This is a genomic window from Pseudotabrizicola sediminis, from assembly GCF_004745575.1.
GTDB lineage: Bacteria > Pseudomonadota > Alphaproteobacteria > Rhodobacterales > Rhodobacteraceae > Pseudotabrizicola > Pseudotabrizicola sediminis.
This window is the reverse complement of sequence record NZ_RPEM01000023.1, coordinates 1-20412: the sequence shown is the minus strand read 5'-3', so window position 1 is coordinate 20412 and position 20412 is coordinate 1. Positions and strand designations below refer to the sequence as shown.

General features: G+C 59.9%; 16 protein-coding genes and 1 tRNA gene. All 17 read left to right on the top strand.

The window, feature by feature from the left end; translation table 11 throughout:
- The first annotated feature begins 117 nt into the window (after window positions 1-117).
- The 17 genes from EEB11_RS18330 to fusA all read left to right on the top strand — a co-directional run bounded on the left by EEB11_RS18330 (window position 118) and on the right by fusA (window position 20366).
- A complete protein-coding gene (locus tag EEB11_RS18330) occupies window positions 118-639 on the top strand; it encodes an alkylphosphonate utilization protein (RefSeq protein WP_135433907.1) in 522 nt (173 codons plus the stop codon).
- Between the two features lie 132 nt (window positions 640-771).
- Window positions 772-1422, top strand: coding sequence for a CatB-related O-acetyltransferase (locus EEB11_RS18325; protein WP_135433905.1), 651 nt, complete (start codon window positions 772-774; stop codon window positions 1420-1422).
- A gap of 38 nt (window positions 1423-1460) precedes the next feature.
- Window positions 1461-1536: transfer RNA gene (locus tag EEB11_RS18320), tRNA-Trp, on the top strand.
- A 119-nt stretch (window positions 1537-1655) separates the two neighbouring features.
- Entirely contained in the window at window positions 1656-1850 is a 195-nt protein-coding gene (gene secE / locus EEB11_RS18315) for a preprotein translocase subunit SecE (protein WP_135433903.1), read from the top strand.
- A 199-nt stretch (window positions 1851-2049) separates the two neighbouring features.
- Window positions 2050-2583 (top strand): transcription termination/antitermination protein NusG, encoded by a 534-nt coding sequence (nusG, locus tag EEB11_RS18310; RefSeq protein WP_135433901.1) that lies wholly within the window; start codon window positions 2050-2052, stop codon window positions 2581-2583.
- 95 nt (window positions 2584-2678) lie between these two features.
- Window positions 2679-3131 carry a 50S ribosomal protein L11 gene (gene rplK / locus EEB11_RS18305; protein WP_135433899.1) on the top strand — a complete coding sequence of 151 codons (453 nt, stop codon included), beginning with the start codon at window positions 2679-2681 and terminating at the stop codon, window positions 3129-3131.
- A gap of 5 nt (window positions 3132-3136) precedes the next feature.
- A complete protein-coding gene (rplA, locus tag EEB11_RS18300) occupies window positions 3137-3832 on the top strand; it encodes a 50S ribosomal protein L1 (protein ID WP_135433896.1) in 696 nt (231 codons plus the stop codon).
- Window positions 3833-4062: 230 nt separating this feature from the next.
- Window positions 4063-4578, top strand: coding sequence for a 50S ribosomal protein L10 (rplJ, locus tag EEB11_RS18295; RefSeq protein WP_135433894.1), 516 nt, complete (start codon window positions 4063-4065; stop codon window positions 4576-4578).
- Between the two features lie 66 nt (window positions 4579-4644).
- A complete protein-coding gene (gene rplL, locus EEB11_RS18290) occupies window positions 4645-5019 on the top strand; it encodes a 50S ribosomal protein L7/L12 (RefSeq protein WP_118149330.1) in 375 nt (124 codons plus the stop codon).
- Between the two features lie 239 nt (window positions 5020-5258).
- On the top strand, window positions 5259-9392 hold the full coding sequence (gene rpoB / locus EEB11_RS18285) for a DNA-directed RNA polymerase subunit beta (RefSeq protein WP_135433892.1): 4134 nt from the start codon (window positions 5259-5261) through the stop codon (window positions 9390-9392).
- 94 nt (window positions 9393-9486) lie between these two features.
- Window positions 9487-13722 carry a DNA-directed RNA polymerase subunit beta' gene (rpoC, locus tag EEB11_RS18280; RefSeq protein ID WP_135433890.1) on the top strand — a complete coding sequence of 1412 codons (4236 nt, stop codon included), beginning with the start codon at window positions 9487-9489 and terminating at the stop codon, window positions 13720-13722.
- 271 nt (window positions 13723-13993) lie between these two features.
- Window positions 13994-14581, top strand: coding sequence for a hypothetical protein (locus EEB11_RS18275; protein ID WP_135433888.1), 588 nt, complete (start codon window positions 13994-13996; stop codon window positions 14579-14581).
- A 67-nt stretch (window positions 14582-14648) separates the two neighbouring features.
- On the top strand, window positions 14649-15923 hold the full coding sequence (locus tag EEB11_RS18270; RefSeq protein ID WP_167852811.1) for a surface lipoprotein assembly modifier: 1275 nt from the start codon (window positions 14649-14651) through the stop codon (window positions 15921-15923).
- 275 nt (window positions 15924-16198) lie between these two features.
- The gene (locus EEB11_RS18265) at window positions 16199-17089 is read left to right on the top strand and encodes a DMT family transporter (protein ID WP_167852810.1); all 891 of its coding nucleotides are present in this window, start codon (window positions 16199-16201) and stop codon (window positions 17087-17089) included.
- Window positions 17090-17379: 290 nt separating this feature from the next.
- On the top strand, window positions 17380-17751 hold the full coding sequence (rpsL, locus tag EEB11_RS18260; protein WP_103334339.1) for a 30S ribosomal protein S12: 372 nt from the start codon (window positions 17380-17382) through the stop codon (window positions 17749-17751).
- A gap of 11 nt (window positions 17752-17762) precedes the next feature.
- Entirely contained in the window at window positions 17763-18233 is a 471-nt protein-coding gene (gene rpsG / locus EEB11_RS18255; RefSeq protein ID WP_135433883.1) for a 30S ribosomal protein S7, read from the top strand.
- A 9-nt stretch (window positions 18234-18242) separates the two neighbouring features.
- Window positions 18243-20366: an elongation factor G gene (fusA, locus tag EEB11_RS18250; RefSeq protein ID WP_135433881.1), complete on the top strand. Its 2124-nt coding sequence runs from the start codon at window positions 18243-18245 to the stop codon at window positions 20364-20366.
- Window positions 20367-20412: the final 46 nt, after the last annotated feature.

Below are 20412 nucleotides of genomic sequence, written 5' to 3'. Positions count from 1 at the left end.
CACCGTCGGCGCAGGCGTGGTCTCGAAAATCCTCGCCTGAGCTTTGATGCAGGCGTAAGAGCCAAAGGGCGCGCGGGGTTCCGCGCGCCCTTTTCAATGCTCTGAAAGGCGATACTGATGACGACCTGTGTTTTGTGCGCTGCCCCTGAGGCCAGTCGGGTGCAACTTTCCCTCGGCGAAGATATTGCTGTGCTTTGCACGGTTTGTGAGACCGCGCTGACCGGCGATATCACCCCCGGCCCACGCTGGCGCTGTCTTGCGGATGCGGTTTGGGCGCAAGATGCGGGAACGCAGATTGCAGCCTATCGCTTGCTGAGGGCGTTGCCGGGGGAGCCTTGGGCCGTGGACCTGCTGGAAACGGTTTATCTGGCCCCCGACGTTCTGGCCCGCGCCGAGGTGGAGCAGGGCGAGGCCGTGGCGGGGACCGAGCATCGTGACAGCAATGGCGTTCTGCTGGCGGGGGGTGATACCGTGGTGCTGATCAAGGATCTGCCGGTCAAGGGGTCGTCGATGGTGGCCAAGCGCGGCACCGCGGTGCGGGGCATCCGGCTGGTGCAGGACAACGCTGATCAGATTGAGGGCCGCGTGAACGGCCAGACCATCGTGATCCTGTGTCGGTTCGTGAAGAAATCGGCCTGATCCGCAGAGGTGCCCGGCCAGACTGCCCGGGCGGAGCCTGTTGTGACACCGGCCCACGAAGCTGATGGAGGATGAGATGGACCTGACCGTCTGAGCCGCTTTTCCCAACGTGTCATGCTGAAAAGGCCAACCATGCCATTCCTCAACCCACTCGCCACGCATCCGCTGGTGTTTCCAGACGGTCGCGTTCATCCTGATATGGTGCATCTGAACCGGGTGATTGATCACCCAAACATCACCATCGGTGACCATACTTACGCCAATGATTTCACCCCGCCGCAGGACTGGGCGGCGCATCTGGCCCCCTATCTGTATTCCGGCGCGCCAGAGCGGCTGATCATCGGGCGGTTTTGCCAGATTGCCCATGGCGTGCGGTTCATCACTGCTTCTGCCAACCATGCGATGAATGGGTTCACCACCTATCCCTTCGGCGTGTTTGACCGCGATACTCTGGCCACTTACCGCGACAGCTTTGCCGGCCTTCCCGATACGGTGATCGGCAATGATGTCTGGATCGGGCACGGTGCCTTGATTCTGCCGGGGGTCACCATGGGAAACGGGGTGATCGTTGGGGCGGGGGCGGTGGTGGCGCACGACGTGCCCGACTACGCCGTTGTGGCCGGAAATCCGGCCCGTGTGCTGCGCTTGCGCTTTGCGCCGCAGGTGATTGCGCGCTTGATTGCCCTAGCATGGTGGGACCGGCCGCTGGAGCGTATCCGTGGGGCGCTGCCGACGCTTATCGCGGCCGACATCGACGCCCTCGAAGCCGCGTTTGCCCCTTGACGGGCGCACGGTCGTGCCTTAACCCACCGCCCAAGGATAGGGGTATAGCTCAGTTGGTAGAGCGACGGTCTCCAAAACCGTAGGTCGCGGGTTCAAGCCCTGCTGCCCCTGCCATGTCCGGAACCAAAGCCGCGCCGTGTGCCTTTGCACCATCAGCCGTGATGCGGTTCCGGCTTGAATTCTACCGGGCAAGCGCGTATCTGACCCGAAACCTTCAGATGACCGGACAGCACATGGCAAAGACCAATCCCCTTCAGTTTGTTCAGCAGGTGCGCGGCGAAGTGGCCAAGGTCGTCTGGCCCACCCGGCGTGAGGTGGTGCTGACCACAATCATGGTTTTCATCATGGCCGCCCTGACTGCCACGTTTTTCAGCCTTGTTGACCTGGGTATCCGCACCGGCCTGGCAGCGGTCTTGACCTCTTTCTGACCGCCGCAGATCGCGTTACCCCTTGAATTCCAAGGCTGGGAGAGGTATTCGGCCCTCTGTTCAGGGGCAGTTCGGCGCGCAATGATTCGTGTTGCGCGCTGTTCTTTGTTCCGGAAAGCGGCGCACGTTTCTACGTAAGTCGTTTAAAATACATGAATTTCGGGCGTTTTGATGCTCGGGCAGACAGGGTGAAGCAGGCATGGCCAAGCGGTGGTATTCGGTAAGTGTTCTCTCGAATTTCGAGAAGAAAGTTGCCGAACAAATCAAGACGGCCGTGGCTGAGGCAGGTCTGGGCGAAGAAATCGACGAGGTTATGGTCCCCACCGAAGAGGTGATCGAGGTTCGTCGCGGCAAGAAAGTGACGTCCGAACGCCGCTTCATGCCTGGCTATGTCCTGGTGCGTATGGAGATGACGAACAAGGGCTACCACTTGATCTCATCGATCAACCGGGTGACGGGCTTCCTGGGTCCGCAGGGCAAGCCGATGCCGATGCGGGATTCGGAAGTGAACCAGATCCTGAACCGTGTCGAAGAGGGAGAGGCCGCGCCGCGCAACCTGATCCGCTTTGACATCGGTGAGAAGGTCAAGGTCACCGACGGCCCGTTTGAGGGCTTTGACGGGATGGTCGAGGATGTGGATGAAGAGCACAGCCGCCTGAAAGTGTCTGTGTCGATCTTTGGCCGGGCCACTCCGGTGGAATTGGAATTCACTCAGGTCACCAAAGGGCTTTGAGTGCATCGCGTGGGAGGCGAGCGCTGCATACAAATGCGGTGACGGACCGAACCACTAAACCGCGCCATATGGCGCAGTGATAAAGGAGAGGCCAGATGGCCAAGAAGATTATCGGCAGCCTCAAGCTGCAAGTCAAAGCGGGCCAGGCAAACCCATCCCCGCCAGTCGGTCCGGCGCTGGGTCAGCGCGGTTTGAACATCATGGCGTTCGTGAAAGAATTCAACGCCAAGACCGCTGAAATCACGCCCGGTACCCCGACGCCCGTGATCATCACTTATTACCAGGACAAATCTTTCAGCCTGGAATTCAAGACCGCTCCGGCATCGTTCCTGCTCAAGCAGGCCGCTGGTCTGCCCCCCGTGGGCAAGCGCAACCGCGCCAAGGGTTCCGTCAAGCCGGGCCATATGGTTGCCGGCAAGGTGAGCGTGGCGCAGATCCGCCAGATCGCCGAAACCAAGATGAAAGACCTGAACGCCACTTCGATCGAAGCGGCGATGCAGATCATCTTGGGCTCCGCCCGGTCCTGTGGCATCGAAGTGAAGGGCTGATCATCATGGCAAAAGTTGCAAAACGCACCGCCGCTGCCCGCGCTTTGTTTGACGGCAAGAACATGGTGTCTGTCGAAGACGCTGTGGCGCTGATCAAGAACGCCGCCTCGGCCAAGTTCGATGAAACCATCGAAATCGCGATGAACCTTGGTGTTGACCCGCGCCATGCTGACCAGATGGTCCGCGGTGTGGTCCAGCTGCCGAACGGCACCGGTAAAACCGTGCGCGTTGCCGTGTTCGCCCGTGGTGCCAAGGCTGATGAAGCCAAGGCCGCCGGTGCAGACATCGTTGGCGCTGAAGACCTGATGGAAACCATCCAGTCCGGCAAGATCGAGTTCGACCGTTGTATTGCGACACCGGACATGATGCCGATCGTCGGGCGTCTGGGCAAAATCCTTGGCCCGCGCAACCTGATGCCGAACCCGAAGGTCGGCACGGTGACGATGGACGTGAAAACGGCTGTTGAAGCTGCCAAGGGCGGCGAAGTGCAGTTCAAGGTGGAAAAGGCCGGTGTGATCCACGCAGGTATCGGCAAAGTGTCGTTCGACGAGGCCAAGCTGGCCGAAAACGTTCGCGCTTTCGTGGATGCCGTGACCAAGGCCCGTCCGACCGGTGCCAAGGGCGCTTACCTGAAGAAAGTCTCGCTTTCTTCGACGATGGGCCCGGGCGTTGCCGTGGACCTGACCTCGGCTTCTGCCTGAGGTAGCTGAATTCCTGACCCTTCGGGGAAGGGATGGCCGGGCGGCAACGCCCGGTCCTGTCCGAGACGGTGGGTGGCCACATGGCCTTAATCTTCCTGCCTGAGATGGGGAACGAGACGAAAATCACCCTCGGGTGATCTTGGCCTACGGAACCCTTCGCGGACCCGAATGCCCCAGACCATCGGGGCCAACTTGAGCCGGGGGGAGACCCCCATACTTGGAGTGAAACTGTGGATAGAGCCCAGAAAGAGAAAGTGGTCGAGGAACTCGGCCAGATCTTCGAAAGCTCTGGCGTTGTGGTGATTGCTCACTACGAGGGAATGACGGTTAAACAGATGCAGGACCTGCGCGCAAAAATGCGCGACGTAGGTGGGTCCGTACGCGTTGCCAAGAACAAGCTCGCCAAGATCGCCCTTGAAGGCAAACCCGGTTCTAAAATGGGTGACCTTCTGACGGGTATGACCGTACTTGCCTACTCGGAAGATCCTGTCGCTGCAGCGAAGGTGACCGAAGCTTATGCCAAGGCGAACGACAAGTTCGTGATCCTCGGCGGTGCTATGGGCAATGACGTTCTGGACCAGGCTGGTGTCAAAGCCGTGGCTTCTATGCCGTCGCGCGAAGAGCTTATCGCTCAGATCGTGTCGTGCATCGGTGCTCCCGCTGCGAACATCGCTGGTGCGATTGGCGCGCCTGCTTCGAACATCGCAAGCATCCTGTCGACCATCGAGGAAAAGGCAGCCGCCTGATCTTCGCGTCTCGCGTGGGTTGATCTCACGTCGTTGGAACCCCATCTTTAATAACGGAATGAAAAAATGGCTGATCTGAACAAACTCGCCGAAGAAATCGTTGGCCTGACCCTGCTGCAGGCTCAGGAACTGAAAACCATCCTGAAAGACACCTATGGCATCGAGCCAGCTGCTGGTGGCGCTGTCATGATGGCTGCTGGTCCGGCTGCTGCAGCTGCTCCGGTTGAAGAGCAGACCGAGTTCGACGTTGTCCTGACCGACGCTGGCCCGAACAAGATCAACGTGATCAAGGAAGTTCGCACCATCACCGGTCTGGGCCTCAAAGAAGCCAAGGATCTGGTCGAAGCCGGCGGCAAAGTGAAAGAAGCTGTGACTAAAGCTGACGCAGAAGGCTTCAAAAAGAAGCTGGAAGAAGCTGGCGCCAAGGTCGAGCTGAAGTAATCGCGCTTGCGGGTCACACCGCAGCGATGATTTCCGACTGGGGATGGAGCAATCCGTCCCCAGTCAAACGCGTCTTGCAAGGGGCTTCCAAGGAAACCCCTTCCCAGGTGCGGCGCGGCTCGGGAGCGGTCCTACGGGACGGATCGCATGAATAGAGCCAACCCTCCTTCGCCAGCGGCGAATGTCCGTGGCCCGACGGCCATTCGCCAGCGACACGAGAAAAAAAGGTGACGACAAGCATGGCGCAAGCTTATGTAGGCCAGAAACGCATCCGCCGCTATTACGGCAAGATCCGTGAAGTTCTGGAGATGCCGAACCTGATCGAGGTTCAGAAATCCTCTTACGATCTTTTCCTGAACTCGGGCGAGGGCCCGAAACCTTCGGATGGTGAAGGTATTCAGGGCACGTTCCAGTCGGTATTCCCGATCAAGGACTTCAACGAAACGGCCGTTCTGGAATTCGTGAAATACGAGTTGGAAAAGCCGAAATACGACGTTGATGAATGCCAGCAGCGCGACATGACCTATGCGGCGCCCCTGAAGGTAACGCTCCGTTTGATCGTGTTCGATGTCGATGAAACGACCGGGGCACGTTCGGTCAAAGACATCAAGGAACAGGACGTCTACATGGGCGACATGCCCCTGATGACCTCGAACGGGACGTTCATCGTGAACGGCACCGAACGGGTGATCGTCAGCCAGATGCACCGGTCGCCCGGCGTGTTCTTTGACCACGACAAGGGCAAGACCCATTCGTCGGGCAAATTGCTGTTTGCCTGTCGCATCATCCCGTATCGCGGCAGCTGGCTCGATTTCGAATTCGACGCCAAGGACATCGTGTTCGCCCGGATCGACCGCCGCCGCAAACTGCCGGTGACGACCCTGCTCTATGCGCTTGGCATGGGTCAGGAAGCGATCATGGACGCGTATTACAACACCGTGAATTACCAATATGTGAAGAACAAGGGCTGGGTCACCAAGTTCTTCCCCGAGCGCGTGCGCGGCACCCGTCCGGCGTTCGATCTGGTTGACGCATCCACTGGCGAAGTCATCCTGAAAGCGGGCGAGAAGGCCACGCCGCGGATGGTGAAAAAATGGGTGGACGACGCCGAGATCACCGATCTTCTGGTGCCGTTCGATCATGTTCTGGGCCGTTATGTCGCCAAGGACATCATCAACGAAGAAACCGGCGAGATCTGGGTCGAAGCCGGTGACGAGCTGACCTGGGAGCTGGACCGCGACGGCGAGGTCAAGGGCGGCAGCGTCAAGGTGCTGCTGGATCAGGGCATCACCGACATTCCGGTTCTGGATATCGATAACGTCAACTTCGGCCCCTACATCCGCAACACCATGGCGGCTGACAAGAACATGGGCCGCGACACCGCGCTGATGGACATCTACCGCGTGATGCGCCCGGGTGAACCACCAACGGTGGAAGCGGCGTCGCAGCTGTTCGACACGCTGTTCTTCGACAAGGACCGTTACGACCTTTCGGCCGTTGGCCGGGTCAAGATGAACATGCGTCTGGATCTGGGCAAGCCCGATACCCAGCGCACGCTGGACCGTGACGACATTATTGCATGCATCAAGGCGCTGACCGAATTGCGTGACGGCAAGGGCGAGATCGACGATATCGACCACCTCGGCAACCGCCGGGTGCGCTCGGTCGGCGAGCTGATGGAAAACCAGTACCGCGTCGGACTGCTGCGGATGGAACGCGCGATCAAGGAGCGCATGTCGTCGGTGGAAATCGACACGATCATGCCGCAAGACCTGATCAACGCCAAACCTGCTGCGGCGGCGGTGCGTGAATTCTTCGGCTCCAGCCAGCTGTCGCAGTTCATGGACCAGACCAACCCGCTGTCGGAAGTCACCCACAAACGCCGTCTGTCGGCGCTTGGGCCCGGTGGTCTGACCCGCGAACGGGCCGGTTTCGAAGTGCGCGACGTGCACCCGACCCATTATGGCCGGATGTGCCCGATCGAGACGCCCGAAGGCCAGAACATCGGCCTGATCAACAGCCTCGCAACCTTTGCGCGCGTGAACAAGTATGGCTTCATCGAAACACCGTATCGCAAGGTGATCGACAACAAGGTGACCGATGAGGTCATCTACATGTCGGCGACCGAGGAAATGCGGCACACGGTTGCTCAGGCAAACGCCGCGCAGGACTCTGAGGGCCGTTTTACCGACGACCTGATTTCCAGCCGGAAAGCGGGCGAATTCATGCTGAACCCGCCGGATGCGATCGACCTGATCGACGTGTCGCCTAAACAGCTGGTCTCGGTTGCGGCATCTCTGATCCCGTTCCTTGAAAACGACGACGCCAACCGCGCTCTGATGGGCTCGAACATGCAGCGTCAGGCGGTACCATTGCTGCAAGCCGATGCGCCGTTCGTGGGCACCGGGATCGAAGCCGTGGTCGCCCGCGACTCGGGTGCTGCCATCATGGCGCGGCGGTCGGGCATCATTGACCAAGTCGATGCGACCCGTATCGTTGTGCGTGCGACGGAAATGCTGGAGCCCGGCGAGCCGGGCGTCGACATCTACCGCTTGCGCAAGTTCAAGCGGTCCAACCAGTCGTCCTGCATCAACCAGCGTCCGCTGGTGAAAGTGGGTGACATGGTCGAACGCGCGCAGGTCATCGCCGATGGCCCCTGCACCGACTTTGGCGAACTGGCCCTTGGCCGGAACGTGATCGTCGCGTTCATGCCGTGGAATGGCTACAACTACGAAGACAGTATCCTGATTTCGGAACGCATCCTGCGTGATGACGTGTTCACTTCGATCCACATCGAGGAATATGAAGTCGCCGCCCGCGATACGAAGCTCGGGCCAGAGGAAATCACCCGCGACATTCCGAACGTCGGTGAAGAAGCGCTGCGCAACCTCGACGAGGCCGGCATCGTCTACATCGGCGCAGAAGTGGCTCCGGGCGACATTCTGGTTGGCAAGATCACCCCCAAGGGTGAATCGCCGATGACTCCGGAAGAAAAGTTGCTGCGCGCCATCTTTGGTGAAAAAGCGTCGGACGTGCGGGACACCTCACTGCGCCTGCCGCCGGGGGCCTATGGCACCATCGTAGAAGTGCGGGTGTTCAACCGGCACGGCGTCGACAAGGACGAACGCGCCCTGCAGATTGAGCGTGAAGAAGTTGAACGTCTGGCCCGCGACCGCGATGACGAATTGGCCATCCTCGAGCGGAACATCTACTCGCGTCTGAAAACGCTGGTGATGGGCAAGACGGCTGTGAAAGGCCCGAAAGGCATCAAATCGGGCTCGACCATTGACGACGAATTGCTGGGCACGCTGTCGCGCGGCCAGTGGTGGCAGCTTGCCCTTGGCGAAGAAGCCGAGGCCAAGGACGTCGAAGCTCTGCACGACCAGTTCGAGGCGCAGAAGCGAGCGCTTGAGCACCGCTTTGAAGACAAGGTGGAAAAGGTCCGTCGCGGCGACGATCTGCCTCCGGGCGTGATGAAGATGGTCAAGGTGTTCGTCGCGGTGAAGCGCAAGCTGCAACCGGGCGACAAGATGGCCGGTCGTCACGGCAACAAGGGCGTTATTTCCAAGGTCGTTCCGATTGAGGACATGCCGTTCCTTGCCGATGGCACTGCCGTTGACTTGGTGCTGAACCCGCTTGGGGTTCCCAGCCGGATGAACGTCGGGCAGATTCTGGAAACCCACATGGGCTGGGCCGCGCGCGGTCTGGGCATCCAGATCGACGAGGCGCTCAAAGAGTATCGCCGCAACGGTGACATGACTCCGGTCAAGGAAGCCATGCGGATCGCTTACGGCGACGAGACCTATGCCGAGGCGTTCGAGGACCGCAACGACGACGATCTGCTGGAACTGGCAGGCAACGTGACCAAAGGCGTGCCGATTGCCACGCCGGTGTTCGACGGGGCCAAGGAAGTGGACGTGAACGACGCGCTGACGCGTGCCGGGTTCGACACGTCCGGCCAGTCAGTGGTGTTCGATGGCCGCTCGGGCGAGCAGTTCCAGCGCAAGGTGACGGTGGGCGTGAAATACATGCTCAAACTGCACCACCTTGTCGATGACAAGCTGCACGCCCGCTCGACTGGGCCCTACAGCCTCGTCACCCAGCAGCCGCTGGGTGGTAAGGCGCAGTTCGGTGGTCAGCGTCTTGGGGAGATGGAGGTCTGGGCTCTGGAAGCCTACGGTGCCGCCTATACCCTGCAGGAAATGCTGACGGTCAAGTCTGATGACGTGGCCGGCCGGACCAAGGTCTATGAGAGCATCGTCAAGGGCGAGGACAATTTCGAGGCTGGCGTGCCAGAATCGTTCAACGTTCTCGTCAAGGAGGTCCGCGGCCTGGGCCTCAACATGGAACTCCTGGATGCGGAGGAAGAGTGAGCGTGCGTCGGGGTTGACCCCAACACGCGTTCAGCAGGGCGGCGGACACCCCGCCCTGCACCCTCCCCCGCCGCCCTTATTCTAAGGAATTGAAATGAACCAGGAACTCAGCACCAATCCGTTCAACCCGGTTGCGCCCGTCAAGACGTTTGACGAGATCAAGATCAGCCTGGCCTCGCCAGAGCGGATCCTGTCGTGGTCGTTCGGCGAGATCAAGAAGCCCGAAACCATCAACTACCGCACGTTCAAGCCAGAGCGGGACGGCCTGTTCTGCGCGCGGATCTTTGGCCCGATCAAGGATTACGAATGCCTGTGCGGCAAATACAAGCGCATGAAATATCGCGGCGTTGTCTGCGAAAAATGCGGCGTGGAAGTCACCCTGCAAAAGGTGCGCCGTGAGCGGATGGGGCATATCGAGCTTGCCGCCCCCGTAGCCCACATCTGGTTCCTGAAATCGCTGCCAAGCCGCATCGGCCTGATGCTGGACATGACGCTGCGCGATCTGGAACGCATCCTGTACTTTGAAAACTACGTGGTGATCGAACCCGGTCTGACCGACCTGACCTATGGTCAGCTGATGACCGAGGAAGATTTCCTCGACGCCCAAGACCAGTATGGCGCTGACGCCTTCACCGCCAATATCGGTGCCGAAGCGATCCGCGAAATGCTGGCCGCGATCGATCTGGAACAGACCGCCGACACGCTGCGCGAAGAGCTGAAAGAAGCGACCGGCGAGCTGAAGCCGAAAAAGATCATCAAGCGTCTGAAGATCGTCGAGTCGTTCCTCGAATCCGGCAACCGCCCGGAATGGATGGTTCTGACCGTGCTGCCGGTGATCCCGCCGGAACTGCGCCCGCTGGTTCCGCTGGACGGCGGCCGCTTTGCCACGTCCGACCTCAACGATCTCTACCGCCGCGTCATCAACCGCAACAACCGCTTGAAGCGGCTGATCGAACTGCGTGCGCCCGACATCATCGTGCGCAACGAAAAGCGGATGCTGCAAGAAGCCGTTGACGCGCTGTTTGACAACGGCCGTCGTGGCCGCGTGATCACCGGCACCAACAAGCGCCCGCTGAAATCGCTGTCCGACATGCTCAAGGGCAAGCAGGGCCGCTTCCGCCAGAACCTTCTGGGCAAGCGCGTCGACTTCTCGGGCCGGTCGGTCATCGTGACCGGGCCGGAACTGAAGCTGCACCAGTGCGGTCTGCCAAAGAAGATGGCGCTCGAACTGTTCAAGCCGTTCATCTACTCGCGGCTGGAGGCCAAGGGGCTTTCCAGCACAGTGAAGCAGGCGAAAAAGCTGGTGGAAAAAGAACGTCCCGAGGTCTGGGATATCCTCGATGAGGTGATCCGCGAACACCCGGTCCTGCTGAACCGTGCACCGACGCTGCACCGCTTGGGCATCCAGGCGTTCGAGCCGATCCTGATCGAAGGCAAGGCGATCCAGCTTCACCCGCTGGTCTGTGCGGCGTTCAACGCCGACTTTGACGGCGACCAGATGGCCGTGCACGTGCCGCTGAGCCTTGAGGCCCAGTTGGAAGCCCGCGTGTTGATGATGTCGACCAACAACGTGCTGTCGCCCGCCAACGGTGCGCCCATCATCGTGCCATCGCAGGACATGGTCCTTGGTCTGTACTACACGACCATGGAACGCAAAGGCATGGTCGGCGAAGGCATGATGTTCACCAATGTGGATGAGGTGGAACACGCTCTGTCCGCAGGGGCTGTACATCTGCACGCCAAGGTTCAGGCGCGGATCAAGCAGATTGACGATCATGGCAACGAAGTGTGGAAGCGCTATGAAACCACACCGGGTCGTCTGCGTTTGGGCAACCTGTTGCCGCTGAACGCGAAAGCACCGTTCGAACTGGTCAACCGCCTGCTGCGGAAGAAAGACGTTCAGAACGTCATCGACACGGTCTACCGCTATTGCGGTCAGAAAGAGTCGGTCATCTTCTGTGACCAGATCATGGGCATGGGCTTCCGCGAGGCGTTCAAGGCCGGGATTTCCTTCGGCAAGGACGACATGCTGATCCCCGAAAACAAATGGGATATCGTCGGCGAAGTCCGCGATCAGGTGAAGGAATTCGAACAACAGTATATGGACGGCCTGATCACTCAGGGCGAAAAATACAACAAGGTTGTCGATGCCTGGTCGAAGTGCAACGACAAGCTGACCGAAGCCATGATGTCCACGATCTCGGCCCCACGGTTTGACGAGAATGGCGCCGAACAGGAGCCGAACTCGGTTTACATGATGGCCCACTCCGGTGCCCGTGGTTCGGTCAGCCAGATGAAACAGCTGGGCGGGATGCGCGGCCTGATGTCGAAGCCAAACGGCGCGATCATCGAGACGCCGATCATCTCGAACTTCAAGGAAGGTCTGACCGTTCTTGAATATTTCAACTCGACCCACGGTGCCCGCAAGGGTCTGTCTGACACCGCGTTGAAGACGGCAAACTCCGGCTACCTGACCCGCCGTCTGGTGGACGTGGCGCAGGATTGCATCGTGCGGGCCCATGATTGCGGCACCGACCGGGCGATCACGGCACAAGCCGCCGTCAACGACGGGGAAGTGATCCAGACGCTTGCAGACCGCGTCCTTGGCCGGGTTTCGGCCGATGATGTGCTGGTTCCCGGCACTGACGAGGTGCTGGTGGCCGCAGGCGAGCTGATCGACGAGCGTCGCGCTGACCTGATCGATCAGGCCGGTGTTGCGGTCATGCGCATCCGCTCGCCGCTGACCTGTGAGGCCGAAGAGGGCGTTTGTGCCATGTGCTACGGGCGTGACCTTGCCCGCGGCACGCTGGTCAACAGCGGTGAAGCAGTCGGCATCATCGCCGCCCAGTCCATCGGCGAGCCGGGCACCCAGCTGACGATGCGGACATTCCACATCGGCGGTATTGCTCAGGGTGGCCAGCAATCGTTCCTGGAAGCCAGCCAGGAAGGCAAGATCGAGTTCCGCAACGCGAACCTGCTCGACAACGCGATGGGCGAGCTGATCGTGATGGGCCGGAACATGTCGATCGCGATCATCGACGATGTCGGTCAGGAGCGGGCGGTCCACAAGATCACCTACGGGTCCAAGATCCACGTCAAGGACGGAGCCGAGGTCAAGCGCGGTGCCAAGCTGTTCGAATGGGACCCCTACACCCTGCCGATCATCGCCGAAAAGGGCGGTGTGGCGAAGTTCGTCGATCTGGTCTCGGGGATCTCGGTCCGCGACGACACTGACGATGCGACCGGGATGACCCAGAAGATCGTGTCCGACTGGCGTTCGGCGCCCAAGGGCAACGATCTGAAACCCGAGGTCATCGTGATGGACCCGGCAACGGGCGAACCGGTGCGTGGTGAAAACGGCAACCCGATCTCCTACCCGATGTCGGTGGATGCCATCCTGTCGATCGAAGACGGGCAGGACATCAAGCCGGGCGACGTTGTGGCCCGTATCCCGCGCGAAGGCGCCAAGACCAAGGACATCACCGGGGGTCTTCCCCGCGTGGCAGAACTGTTTGAGGCCCGTCGCCCGAAGGATCACGCGATCATCGCGGAAATGGACGGCTATGTCCGCTTCGGCAAGGACTACAAGAACAAGCGCCGCATCACGGTTGAACCCGTCGATGAGACGATGACGGCGGTTGAGTACATGATCCCCAAGGGCAAGCACATTCCGGTTCAGGAAGGCGACTTCGTCCAGAAGGGTGACTACATCATGGACGGCAACCCGGCTCCGCACGATATCCTGCGGATCATGGGGGTCGAAGCGCTTGCGAACTACATGATCGACGAAGTGCAGGACGTCTACCGCCTGCAAGGCGTGAAGATCAACGACAAGCATATCGAGGTGATCGTGCGCCAGATGCTGGTCAAGCTGGAAGTGCTGGATGGTGGCGATACCACGCTGCTTAAAGGCGAGCAGATCGAGAAGATCGAGCTTGACGAGGAAAACCTGAAGGCCCGCAATCGTGGCGGGCGCGAGGCACGCGCTGAACCGGTTCTGCTGGGGATCACCAAGGCCTCGCTTCAGACCCGGTCGTTCATCTCGGCGGCGTCGTTCCAGGAAACCACGCGGGTGCTGACCGAGGCTTCGGTGCAGGGCAAGCGCGACAAGCTGGTCGGTCTGAAGGAAAACGTCATCGTCGGCCGGTTGATCCCGGCAGGCACCGGCGGGGCCACCAGCAAGGTCAAGAAGATCGCGGCTGATCGGGACACCGATGTGATCGAGGCGCGTCGGGGCGAGGCCGAACAGGCCGCTGCTCTGGCCGCTCCGATGGAGTACGTGATGGAGAAAGAGGTCGGTCTGGCCGACCCGTTCGACAGCCGCGACTGATCTGCCGGTCTGAAAATCCAACCCCCGCCGACAGCCATGTCGGCGGGGGTTTTCTTTTGCCCGGGGTGGACCCGGCTGACCACACCTTCCTCCTGTGTTACAGAGCCTTAAAATAAATAAAATTAAGGGGTTAGGCTGTGGGATTTAACGAAGTTTTAATCTTTTGGCCTCTCTTTTTAGGTGGGACGGTGCCGGATTGGCACGCGGGCTCCCTGAACGAAACAAGACTGAAGCCTGGCTGGCTTTCTGCTGGTAAATTGGAGACTATTCTATGCTTTATAAACTGAAAAAAATTAGCACGGCTGCACTGCTTGTGTCGGTCCTTGCATTGTCTGCGTGCGGCAGCAGCGGCAGCAGCGGCGGTGGTGGGTTTGCTCCTCTGCCTGAGCCGGATGGTGAGCCCACGGGCAACGTCGAAGCCGGAGTTCAGGCGACCTACTCGGGCAAAATGCAGGCTACTTTCGCTGAAGGTGCTGATGTAGCTCACGTTGAAGGCGACCTGACGCTGGATATCGACACCGACCGGGACGACCAGATAATTTCTTCTGCGACTGGCTTTTCAGCTATTCTTACCGAAGACGGCCAAACTGAAAGATTTGATCTCGCGGGCTCGTTGGGCGGAACCGGATCCGTTGATACCACTGCCGGTACTCTGAGCTTTGGTCTTGCGGGTGGATTGAACCCGGTAGGCGACACGTCTGATGTGATCATGGTTGACTTGGGCGGGACCGGAACGTTCTACGGTGCCGATGCGGAACAGGTTTCCGGCACGCTCACAGGATTGATCCAAGGTGATGGTAGTGATGGGTCTGTCTCTGGCACCGGGAACTTCCTGCTGCTTCAGCAACCAGAACTCTGAAAGTTCTGAGTGACGTTTCTGGTGCGCTGCAACGCGGCGCACCAGAATTTTAATGCGCAGGATTTATATGTTCCGGATTATACTCACTTGCCTTGGCCTTTTGCTGCCAATGGCACCGTTGTATGCTGATCCGCTGGTGCGGGCCGAAGGTCTGATCCGCGACGGAAATCCGGTTGCCGCTTTGGCGCAACTGGAAGGGTATCAACCCGTCACGGAGCCGGCCAAAGAGCGCGCATTTTGGGCGCTCGCCTTGACCCATATGAAGTTGGGCCAGCCGAATGCGGCGCTGCCCTTTCTGGAACAGCTTGTCGCGCGCACGCCACGCCGGGCGGAATACCGGCTGGAACTTGCGGCGGCGCTTGGTCAACTAGGCCAGTCCGAACGGGCGCTCTACCACATCGAAATCGCGCGGAGCAGCGGTCTGCCGCCTGCGGTTGACCAACGCGTGGCGGCCTATGCGAAGCAGCTGGAAAACCCCAAGATCTTCAGCGGGCATTTTTCCTTTGCAGTGGTGCCGGAAACCAATGCCGGAAAGCGCACCAGTGCGACCGAGGTTGAACTTTTCGGGCTTCCTTTCGTGATCAACCCGGACGCCCGCGCACGCCCAGCCACCGGCCTAGAGATTGGTGTGGGAGGGGTCGCAAGCCCGCAGCTTGCCCCCGGATTGCGCGCGCAGCTTGGATTTTCGACCCAGCTGCGGCTGTTTGACGGTGACGCCCCGGATGAGGTCCACGGTCGGCTGTATGCGGGTCTGATCCATGGCCATCTGGAAACCGGGCAAAGTATGGCACAGGTCTTTGCGACGCGGCGGATGCTGGATGACAGGCACTATGCGCACTCGACCGGGATCACGCTTGAGCATGCCCGGCGGCTGACCCCATCGACCCGCATCAATGGGACGCTTCTCTATGAGCACACCACTTATCGCACAGGTGCGGACGTTCAGCGCCGTTTTGCAGCCATCGGCGTGACCCATCTGGTCAACCCGCAATTGGAGCTGTCTTTTGGGGTGCGCACCGAGCTGCGTGATACGGCGATTGCCCGGCTTGCTGGCCGTTTGGACGGGATCAGGGTGGGCGGCCAGTACCGCTTTGAGGGGGGGCTTCAGCTGGGCATTATCGTGGATTACGAGCGCAACCGGTTTGACGGGATCACCCCCCTCTTTGGCGTGGTCCGCAGTGACAAGCGTACGATGGCACGCGTAGAGATGTCGAACAGCCAGTGGAACTGGAAGGGCTTTTCACCAGTGCTGCGCCTGACCGCGGAACGGCAATCTTCGACCATTGTGGTGAATGAATTTCGCAACCTTGGTGCCTCTTTCGGGATTACCCGTCGGTTTTAGGTCGACGAGCATCGGCAAGCATAAGCCGCAATACGGATACGAGCCTTTCAGTTGAGGGCCGGGCCACGGCACACCGCCTTTCGGTTTATCAAGTCGCTTATCTGTCCCGCATCGCACACCTATGGCTAACCGGGGCCACAGTCGCAGCCTCGCAGCGATTGGCCAGCGGTTTGACCAACCTCCCGATGGCCACCTTTGATTGTATCCCACACATCTCTGCCCCTATCCGTCGTTCGTGCTGCACCCTAAGCATCAGGCCGGGGCAGGAGACGATGATGCAGCTTTCGGATAATGCGCGCGGCGCGGTCTACATGATGGTCGCGATGGCGGCCTTTACGCTGAACGACACCGCGATGAAGGCGCTGACGCAGGATATTCCGCTGTTTCAGGCGATTGCGATGCGCGGGGCGCTGATGTTGGCGGGGCTGATCGTGTTGGCGCGGCTGATGGGTCAGTGGAAACCCGTGGTGCCGCGCCGCGATGGTGTGATCATTGGTGTGCGTTGTGTGGCCGAGATTGTGTCGACCATGCTGTTTCTGGCGGCGCTGATGCATATGCCGCTGGCCAATCTGTCGGCCATCATGCAGGCGCTGCCGCTGGCGGTGACGCTGGCAGCCGCGGTAGTGTTCAAGGACAAGATCGGCTGGCGGCGGATGACGGCCATTCTGATCGGCTTTGTCGGGGTGCTGATCATCATCCGGCCCGGACAGGATGGGTTTGATGTCTGGTCGCTGATGGGGCTGGTGTCGGTGGCCTTCGTGGTGGTGCGCGATCTGACGACGCGGAGCGTCAGCCGCGCGGTGCCATCGGTGATGGTGGCGGTCTGGGCGTCTGTTGCGGTGACGGTGGCATCGGGGTTGGCCAGTCTGACCGGCGGCTGGCAACCGCTGACCATGGGGCAGGGCGGGCTGGTGGTGGCGGCGTCGATGGCGCTGGTGGTGGGCTATCTGTTCGCGGTGATGGTGATGCGGGTGGGGGACATCAGCTTTGTGGCACCCTTCCGATATACCGCGCTGATCTGGGCGATCTTTTTGGGTTGGCTGGTGTTCGGGTCCTTGCCCGACCCGCTGACCCTGCTGGGGGCGGCACTGGTGGTGGCCACCGGCATCTTTACCCTGTGGCGCGAGCGCAAGGTCAAGGCCCGCCCGGCGCCTCCCACGCTTTGACCTACCCCCTGTTTTGCCTTGTGCAGCAAGGGGGCTGCTGTTGACATCCCATGCGACTCCCCCTATACGCCCGCCTATCTGACATGCAGAGAGATCGGCATTTCGGAACCAGAATGCTTGATGTGGTCAAGATCCGGGCTGAAAAGCCCCGATCCTCTGGAATTCCACCGCGTCATCCCTACGATGGGGATGATTGCGGTTTTGTGCTTTGCGATTCGCGCAATGTACACGTCGAGAAGCAGTGCCCCGAGAGTTCGGGGCGAGTATTGACAGCAACACGAGGAACGTGAATGCCGACTATTCAGCAGCTCATCCGCAAACCGCGGGAGCCTAACGTGCGCAAGTCCAAGTCGCAGCACTTGGAAGGTTGCCCACAGAAGCGCGGCGTATGCACGCGCGTCTACACCACCACCCCGAAGAAGCCGAACTCGGCTATGCGGAAAGTCGCAAAGGTGCGTCTGACCAACAGCTTTGAGGTCATTTGCTACATCCCCGGTGAAAAGCACAACCTTCAGGAACACTCTGTGGTTCTGATCCGCGGCGGTCGTATCAAAGACCTTCCGGGTGTGCGTTATCACATTCTGCGCGGTGTTCTGGATACCCAGGGCGTGAAAGATCGTCGTCAGCGTCGTTCGAAATACGGCGCGAAGCGTCCGAAGTGAGGGTTTGAAATATGTCTCGTCGTCACGCCGCTGAAAAACGCGAAATCCTGCCCGACGCCAAGTATGGTGACCGGGTTCTGACCAAGTTCATGAACAACCTGATGCTGGACGGAAAGAAATCCGTCGCAGAATCCATCGTTTACGGCGCGCTTTCCCGCGTGGAAACCCGTCTGAAGCGCGAACCGATTTCGGCTTTCCATGAAGCGCTGGAAAACGTGAAGCCATCCGTCGAAGTGCGTTCGCGCCGCGTCGGTGGGGCCACCTACCAAGTTCCGGTCGAAGTGCGCATCGAGCGTCGCGAAGCTCTGGCCATCCGCTGGCTGATCATCGCTGCTCGCAAGCGCAACGAAAACACCATGGAAGAACGTCTGGCTGCTGAACTCTCGGACGCGGTGAACAACCGTGGTACGGCCGTGAAAAAGCGCGAAGACACCCACAAGATGGCCGACGCAAACAAAGCGTTCAGCCACTACCGCTGGTAAGGGGTTTACATGGCACGCGACTATCCGCTTGATCGCTACCGGAACTTCGGCATCATTGCACACATTGATGCCGGCAAGACCACCACGTCCGAGCGCATCCTCTATTACACAGGTAAATCCCACAAGATCGGTGAGGTGCATGATGGCGCCGCAACGATGGACTGGATGGAACAAGAGCAAGAGCGCGGGATCACGATCACCTCGGCTGCGACCACCACCTTCTGGGAACGCACCATCGATCCGGGTCTGGACCACGCTGCAAAAGACAAGTTCCGCTTCAACATCATCGACACCCCCGGACACGTTGACTTCACGATCGAAGTCGAGCGTTCGCTGGCCGTGCTTGATGGCGCTGTCGTTCTTCTTGACGGCAACGCAGGGGTTGAGCCGCAGACCGAAACCGTGTGGCGTCAGGCTGACCGCTACAAGGTTCCGCGGATCGTGTTCGTCAACAAGATGGACAAGACCGGCGCAGACTTCATGAAGTGCGTGCGCATGATCAAGGATCGGACCGGTGCAAACGCTGTTCCGATCGTTCTGCCGATCGGTGCCGAAGACAAGCTTGAAGGCATCATCGACCTCGTGACCATGGAAGAATGGGTCTATGAGGGCGAAGATCTGGGCGCGTCCTGGACTCGCCAGCCGATCCGTGCCGAGCTGAAAGACGAAGCCGACGAATGGCGCATGAACCTGCTGGAAACAGCTGTGGGCCAAGACGATGAAGCGATGGAAGCCTATCTGGAAGGCGTTGAGCCGACTGCAGAGAAGCTGCGCGAGCTGATCCGCAAGGGCACGCTGGCCATCGAGTTCATTCCGGTGATGGCGGGATCGTCGTTCAAGAACAAAGGCGTGCAGCCTTTGCTGAACGCCGTGATCGACTATCTGCCCTCGCCCCTCGACGTGCCGCCCTACATGGGCTTTGCGCCAGGTGACGAGACGGAAACCCGTAACATCGCCCGTTCGGCAGATGACGACCAGCCTTTCTCGGCGCTGGCCTTCAAGATCATGAACGACCCCTTCGTGGGCTCGCTGACCTTTACTCGGATCTATTCGGGCAAGCTGGCCAAGGGCGACGGCATGCTGAACGCGACCAAGCAGCGCAAAGAGCGCGTTGGCCGCATGATGATGATGCATGCCATCGAACGTGAAGAAATCGCCGAAGCGTTTGCCGGTGATATCATTGCACTTGGCGGTCTGAAAGAAACCACCACTGGCGATACGCTGTGTGATCCGGCAAAGCCTGTCGTTCTGGAAACCATGACCTTCCCGGTCCCGGTGATCGAGATCGCAGTTGAACCGAAGACCAAGGCGGACCAAGAAAAGATGGGCATCGCTTTGGCCCGTCTGGCTGCCGAAGACCCGTCCTTCCGTGTGGAAACCGATATCGAGTCGGGCCAGACCATCATGAAGGGCATGGGCGAACTTCACCTTGATATCCTCGTCGACCGTATGCGTCGCGAGTTCAAGGTCGAGGCGAACATCGGTGCGCCGCAGGTGGCTTATCGCGAAACAATCTCGCGCGAGCATGAAATCGACTATACGCACAAGAAACAGACCGGTGGTACGGGTCAGTTTGCGCGCGTGAAGCTGATCATCTCGCCGACGGAACCGGGCGAGGGCTATTCGTTCGAGGCCAAGGTTGTTGGTGGTTCGGTGCCGAAGGAATACATCCCCGGTGTTGAAAAGGGCATCAAGTCGGTCATGGACTCCGGTCCGTTGGCAGGCTTCCCGGTGATCGACTTCAAAGTTGCGTTGATCGACGGTGCTTACCATGACGTCGACTCCTCGGTTCTGGCTTTTGAGATCGCCTCGCGCGCTGCGATGCGCGAAGGCCTGAAGAAAGCCGGCGCGAAACTGCTTGAACCGATCATGAAAGTCGAAGTCGTCACCCCGGAAGAGTACACCGGCGGCGTCATCGGCGACCTGACCTCGCGTCGGGGCATGGTGACCGGGCAGGACAGCCGCGGCAACGCCAACGTGATCTCTTCGATGGTCCCGCTGGCGAACATGTTCGGTTACATCAACACGCTACGCTCGATGACCTCGGGCCGTGCGGTGTTCTCGATGGAGTTCGACCATTACGATGCGGTGCCGCAGAACATCTCGGACGAAATCCAGAAGAAATACGCTTAACGGTGTGGCGGGGTTAACCCCGCCCTACCAATCCCGTAGGGCGGGG

Bases quoted from the DNA above. Each gene is read 5' to 3' on its own strand.
- EEB11_RS18330 (WP_135433907.1), top strand. From the start codon at position 118: ATGACGACCTGTGTTTTGTGCGCTGCCCCTGAGGCCAGTCGGGTGCAA.
- EEB11_RS18325 (WP_135433905.1), top strand. From the start codon at position 772: ATGCCATTCCTCAACCCACTCGCCACGCATCCGCTGGTGTTTCCAGAC.
- secE (WP_135433903.1), top strand. From the start codon at position 1,656: ATGGCAAAGACCAATCCCCTTCAGTTTGTTCAGCAGGTGCGCGGCGAA.
- nusG (WP_135433901.1), top strand. From the start codon at position 2,050: ATGGCCAAGCGGTGGTATTCGGTAAGTGTTCTCTCGAATTTCGAGAAG.
- rplK (WP_135433899.1), top strand. From the start codon at position 2,679: ATGGCCAAGAAGATTATCGGCAGCCTCAAGCTGCAAGTCAAAGCGGGC.
- rplA (WP_135433896.1), top strand. From the start codon at position 3,137: ATGGCAAAAGTTGCAAAACGCACCGCCGCTGCCCGCGCTTTGTTTGAC.
- rplL (WP_118149330.1), top strand. From the start codon at position 4,645: ATGGCTGATCTGAACAAACTCGCCGAAGAAATCGTTGGCCTGACCCTG.
- rpoB (WP_135433892.1), top strand. From the start codon at position 5,259: ATGGCGCAAGCTTATGTAGGCCAGAAACGCATCCGCCGCTATTACGGC.
- rpoC (WP_135433890.1), top strand. From the start codon at position 9,487: ATGAACCAGGAACTCAGCACCAATCCGTTCAACCCGGTTGCGCCCGTC.
- EEB11_RS18275 (WP_135433888.1), top strand. From the start codon at position 13,994: ATGCTTTATAAACTGAAAAAAATTAGCACGGCTGCACTGCTTGTGTCG.
- EEB11_RS18270 (WP_167852811.1), top strand. From the start codon at position 14,649: ATGTTCCGGATTATACTCACTTGCCTTGGCCTTTTGCTGCCAATGGCA.
- EEB11_RS18265 (WP_167852810.1), top strand. From the start codon at position 16,199: ATGCAGCTTTCGGATAATGCGCGCGGCGCGGTCTACATGATGGTCGCG.
- rpsL (WP_103334339.1), top strand. From the start codon at position 17,380: ATGCCGACTATTCAGCAGCTCATCCGCAAACCGCGGGAGCCTAACGTG.
- rpsG (WP_135433883.1), top strand. From the start codon at position 17,763: ATGTCTCGTCGTCACGCCGCTGAAAAACGCGAAATCCTGCCCGACGCC.
- fusA (WP_135433881.1), top strand. From the start codon at position 18,243: ATGGCACGCGACTATCCGCTTGATCGCTACCGGAACTTCGGCATCATT.